The 3,766-nt window shown below is 75.1% G+C and carries 4 protein-coding genes; 2 read left to right on the forward strand and 2 right to left on the reverse strand.

Going from position 1 to position 3,766, the window contains the following annotated elements; translation table 11 throughout:
- The first annotated feature begins 404 nt into the window (after nucleotides 1-404).
- Entirely contained in the window at nucleotides 405-884 is a 480-nt protein-coding gene (locus ACFUEL_RS36775) for an SsgA family sporulation/cell division regulator (protein WP_380242093.1), read from the forward strand.
- A 7-nt stretch (nucleotides 885-891) separates the two neighbouring features.
- Here the strand turns inward: ACFUEL_RS36775 and ACFUEL_RS36780 are convergent, their stop codons facing one another.
- Nucleotides 892-1,758, reverse strand: coding sequence for a hypothetical protein (locus ACFUEL_RS36780; protein ID WP_380242095.1), 867 nt, complete (start codon nucleotides 1,756-1,758; stop codon nucleotides 892-894).
- 87 nt (nucleotides 1,759-1,845) lie between these two features.
- On the opposite strand from ACFUEL_RS36780, the gene ACFUEL_RS36785 reads away from it, so the two are divergent.
- The gene (locus ACFUEL_RS36785; RefSeq protein WP_380242097.1) at nucleotides 1,846-2,637 is read left to right on the forward strand and encodes a hypothetical protein; all 792 of its coding nucleotides are present in this window, start codon (nucleotides 1,846-1,848) and stop codon (nucleotides 2,635-2,637) included.
- 476 nt (nucleotides 2,638-3,113) lie between these two features.
- On the opposite strand, the gene ACFUEL_RS36790 is transcribed toward ACFUEL_RS36785, so the two are convergent.
- Nucleotides 3,114-3,620 (reverse strand): macro domain-containing protein, encoded by a 507-nt coding sequence (locus ACFUEL_RS36790; RefSeq protein WP_380242099.1) that lies wholly within the window; start codon nucleotides 3,618-3,620, stop codon nucleotides 3,114-3,116.
- Nucleotides 3,621-3,766: the final 146 nt, after the last annotated feature.

Below are 3,766 nucleotides of genomic sequence, written 5' to 3' on the forward strand. Positions count from 1 at the left end.
CGAGCGCCAGCCCGTCATCGACATCCCGCCGATGATCGACCTGGACGACCTGGCCGACGCGTACGGGGACGTCTTCCTGGAGGACCTGGCCCGCCGGCTCGGCCAGGCGTAGCGGCTGGCCCGGCAGGACGCAGCGGCCCCGACCGGCAGGGCGCAGCGGCCCCGACCGGCAGGGCGCAGCGGCCGACGCGCCCGGACGCGTCTCCTGGTGCGTCCGAGCGCGGCACCTGGTGCGTCCGGGCCGTTCGGGGGCGGAACGAGCGGAGTGTCACCGATCGGGCCCGGCGTCGTTCTCCTGACGTGCACGTTCCAGAGGCGCTGCGGCGCGCGGCGGGTCACCGCTCAGCAGGTGAAGAATCGTTTCTCCCCAACGCGGGGCGGGAGACGAACGGCGGTGGTGCCCGATGAACCCGGACCAGGAACCCACCCCGCCACCCGCCGTCCCGCCCCAGCGCTGCACCACCAGCCGGCCCACCACCCACCTGGTCGTCGAAGTGGTCGTCACCCCCGACCTGCACGTCCCCGTCGTCGCCCGCCTGCGCTACCGCGCCGACGAGCCCTACACCGTCCACCTCGACAGCCACGTCGACCTGCCCGACCCCGTCACCTGGGCACTCTCCCGCGACGTCCTGCTCGCCGGACTCACCCGCCCCGCCGGACTCGGCGACATGTCCGTCACCCCCGGAGAGGGACCCGACCACGGCCACGTCCTGCTCTCCCTGCACGGCGAGGAGACCAGCGCCCTGCTCCGCCTGCCCGCCCCCGCCCTGCGCGACTTCCTGCGCCGCACCGAATGCGTCGTCCCGGTCGGCTGCGAACGCGACCACGTCGACCTCGACGCGGTCGTCCGACGCCTCCTCGACGACCGGGGCGAGGGGGAGTGACCCGCCGTCAGCCGGGCTCGAGCCCGGAGCCGAGCTCGGGTTCGGGGCCGGGTCCGGACTCGCGCTCCTGCTCCCAGCGCCGCAGCGCCGCGTCCAACTCGTCGAACAGCGCGGTCGGCGCGGAACGCCCGTGCCGGGCCGCGATCACCGGCCACAACCGGCGGCCCAGCTCCAGCGCACCCCGCAGCGCCCCCAGCAGACCCGGCACCGACGCCCCCGCAGTCGCCGCCCGCAGCCCCGCCACCGTCGCCGCCGACAACTCCCGCTCGGCACCCCGCGACGGAGTCAGCCAGTGCGCCAACGACTCCTCCGCCAGCCGCGCCATCCACAGCAGGTGCCGCTGCGCGTGCCCCAGCGCGTCCCACGCCCGCAACTCCTCGCCCCGGGCGGTCAGGTGGTACGCCAGCACCAGCCAGTTCGCGAACGGATCGCAGTACTCTTCGATGATCCTCGGCTGCTCCGCCGGCGGAACGTACCGCAGCGGCAGCCCCTCCAACACCGGCCGCAGCGCCCCCCTGCGGTCCACCAGCAGCATCCGCTCCACCTCGGCACCCCGGGCCGGCCACTTCGCCACCTCCCCGATCCCGTCCACCGTCGCGAAGTGGAACTCCCCGCGCACCAGCCCCGGGAAGAACGCCACGTACGACCCGAACTCGTTCAGCAGCCCGTAGCTCAGCGGCGCGATCCGCGAGCACCACGCGTGCGGATCGACCTCGGCCCGCCGCTCCGGCGTGAAGAACAGCCAGAACTCGATGTCGCTGTGCTCGTCCGCCTCCCCGGCCGCGAACGAGCCGTACATCAGTGCGGCGTCCAACTCCGGGTCCGCCGCGCACACTTCGCGGACCCGCCCGATCAACTCCTCCTGGAACAGCATCCGCCCACCCAAGCACCGTCCGCCCCGCCCGGCAACGCGATATCCCCCCACCCGGACCGTCCGCGCCGGCCTGCTTGAATGAGCCCCATGGCGAACTGGACCGACTGGTCGGCGCTCGAGGACGCGTGCGGCACCGCCGAGCACGTGCCGGCCCTGCTCGACCGCTTCGAGGCCGACCCGTCCGGCACCGCCTCCGAACTGATCGACCACCTCTGCCCCCAGCTGGACACCGCGTTCCCGGCGAGCTTCGCGGCCCTGCCCCGGCTGGCCGCCCTCGCCGCGACCAGCACCGGCCACGACCTCTCCGCCGTCCTGATGGCGGCCGGATCGATCGTCTCCTGCGCCACCACCGGCAGCGAGGTGTTCGAGGTCTTCGCCGCCCCGATCGCCGACCTGCACCGGCTCACCGACCGCAGCCTGCGCACCACCGAGGACCCCGGCGAGTACGTCGACCTGCTCCAGTACCTGCTCTCCTTCGAGGGCGTCGAGACCTGGGACCGCCACTTGGACGGCGTCGGCACCGGCGAGTACGAGGTCGACTGCCCGCACTGCGGCGTCCCGATCCTCCTGGTGACCGGCGACGGGGACGGCAGCGGGGACGGCAGTGGGGACGGGGACGACTGCGCCGACTGCTTCGCCACCACCGACGAGCACGCCCCGGACGAGCACGCCCCGGACGAGGCCGAGAAGGCCCCGCTGCGCCCGGCCGCCCCCGACGAACTGGACGCTCTCGCCGCCCGCCTGCACACCAGGGCCCGCACCGACGCCCAGCCCTCCGTCGCCCACCGCCTGCGCCACCTGTTCGGCCCGGCCGCCTGCCCGGACTGCGGCACCGCCTTCCGGGTCGCCGACCGGCTCGCGGCGCACCCGGCGTACTGACCGACCGCACGCGCCCTACGCGCCGCACGCACTACACGCGCGGCCCCGGGCCGCCCCCGAGCAGGACGTCCGCAGTGGGCATCGAGATCGAGCTGCACTCCGCCCGACCGAAGCGCCTGGACCACGGGCTCACCAGGGCCTCGCTGCTGCGGGCCTCCCACCGGCACAGCACCGGGCAGGCCCGGGTACTGGACGAACTGCCGGTCACGCGCTCGTGGCGGCTCCGGCAGATCGACCCGTACGACAACACGATGTTCGACGAACGGGACGCGGCCGCCGCGCTCCGCGAGATCGACGCGCTGCTGCGGCTCTGCACCGACGAGGAGCAGCGGGACGCCGTGGTCGACCTGGAACGGATGCTGGGCGCGTGCGTCGCCACGCCCGGCAGCTGGCTGTGGTTCGTCGGGGACCGACCGGTCACGGCCCCGGTCGACGGCGGCTCCGGGGCGGGCCGTTCCGGTGCGGGCCGTTCCGGGTCAGGCCGGGAGGGCGGCGCGGAGCAGGTCGCGGGACGGGGCGTCGAAGGCGACCAGGCGGACCAGGGCGACGTCGGTCGGGGTGGTGGTGAGGGTGTCGACGGCGATCCGGGCGGCGAGGTCGGGTGGGAAGCCGTACACGCCGGTGGCGATGGCGGGGAACGCCAGGCTGGTGACGCCGAGCCGGTCGGCCACGGCCAGGCAGCGGCGGTAGCAGGACGCCAGGGTCTCCGCCTCGCCGTAGCCGCCGCCGTCCCAGACCGGACCGACGGTGTGGATCACGTGCCGGACGGGCGGGAACAGGTCGAACGCCGGGGTCGCCACCGCGTCGCCCGGCTCGCACGGGGCCAGCGCCCCGCCTGCCTCGGCCAGCCGCGGCCCGGCCGCCCGGTGGATCGCCCCGTCCACGCCGCCCCCGCCCAGCAGCGACTCGTTCGCGGCGGTGACGACCGCCTCGGTGTCCTGCTCGGTGATGTCGCCCAGGACGACCTCGATGCGCACTCCCATGCCCGCATCCTCCCGCACCGCGGCCCGGCACGGCCGGGCGATCGCTGTGGGCGGACAGGACGGACAGGACGGACAGGACGGTCGCTGCGGGCGGCTCCGGGGCAGGTCGGGCGCCGGGGGCCGGGCCCGCCTCCGGAGAAGGAGGC

Source organism: Kitasatospora sp. NPDC057198 (genome assembly GCF_042670125.1).
GTDB lineage: Bacteria > Actinomycetota > Actinomycetes > Streptomycetales > Streptomycetaceae > Kitasatospora.

What these genes read in the sequence shown, in the direction of transcription:
- ACFUEL_RS36775 (WP_380242093.1), top strand. Translation starts at nt 405, where the DNA reads ATGAACCCGGACCAGGAACCCACCCCGCCACCCGCCGTCCCGCCCCAG.
- ACFUEL_RS36780 (WP_380242095.1), bottom strand. Translation starts at nt 1,758, where the DNA reads ATGCTGTTCCAGGAGGAGTTGATCGGGCGGGTCCGCGAAGTGTGCGCG.
- ACFUEL_RS36785 (WP_380242097.1), top strand. Translation starts at nt 1,846, where the DNA reads ATGGCGAACTGGACCGACTGGTCGGCGCTCGAGGACGCGTGCGGCACC.
- ACFUEL_RS36790 (WP_380242099.1), bottom strand. Translation starts at nt 3,620, where the DNA reads ATGGGAGTGCGCATCGAGGTCGTCCTGGGCGACATCACCGAGCAGGAC.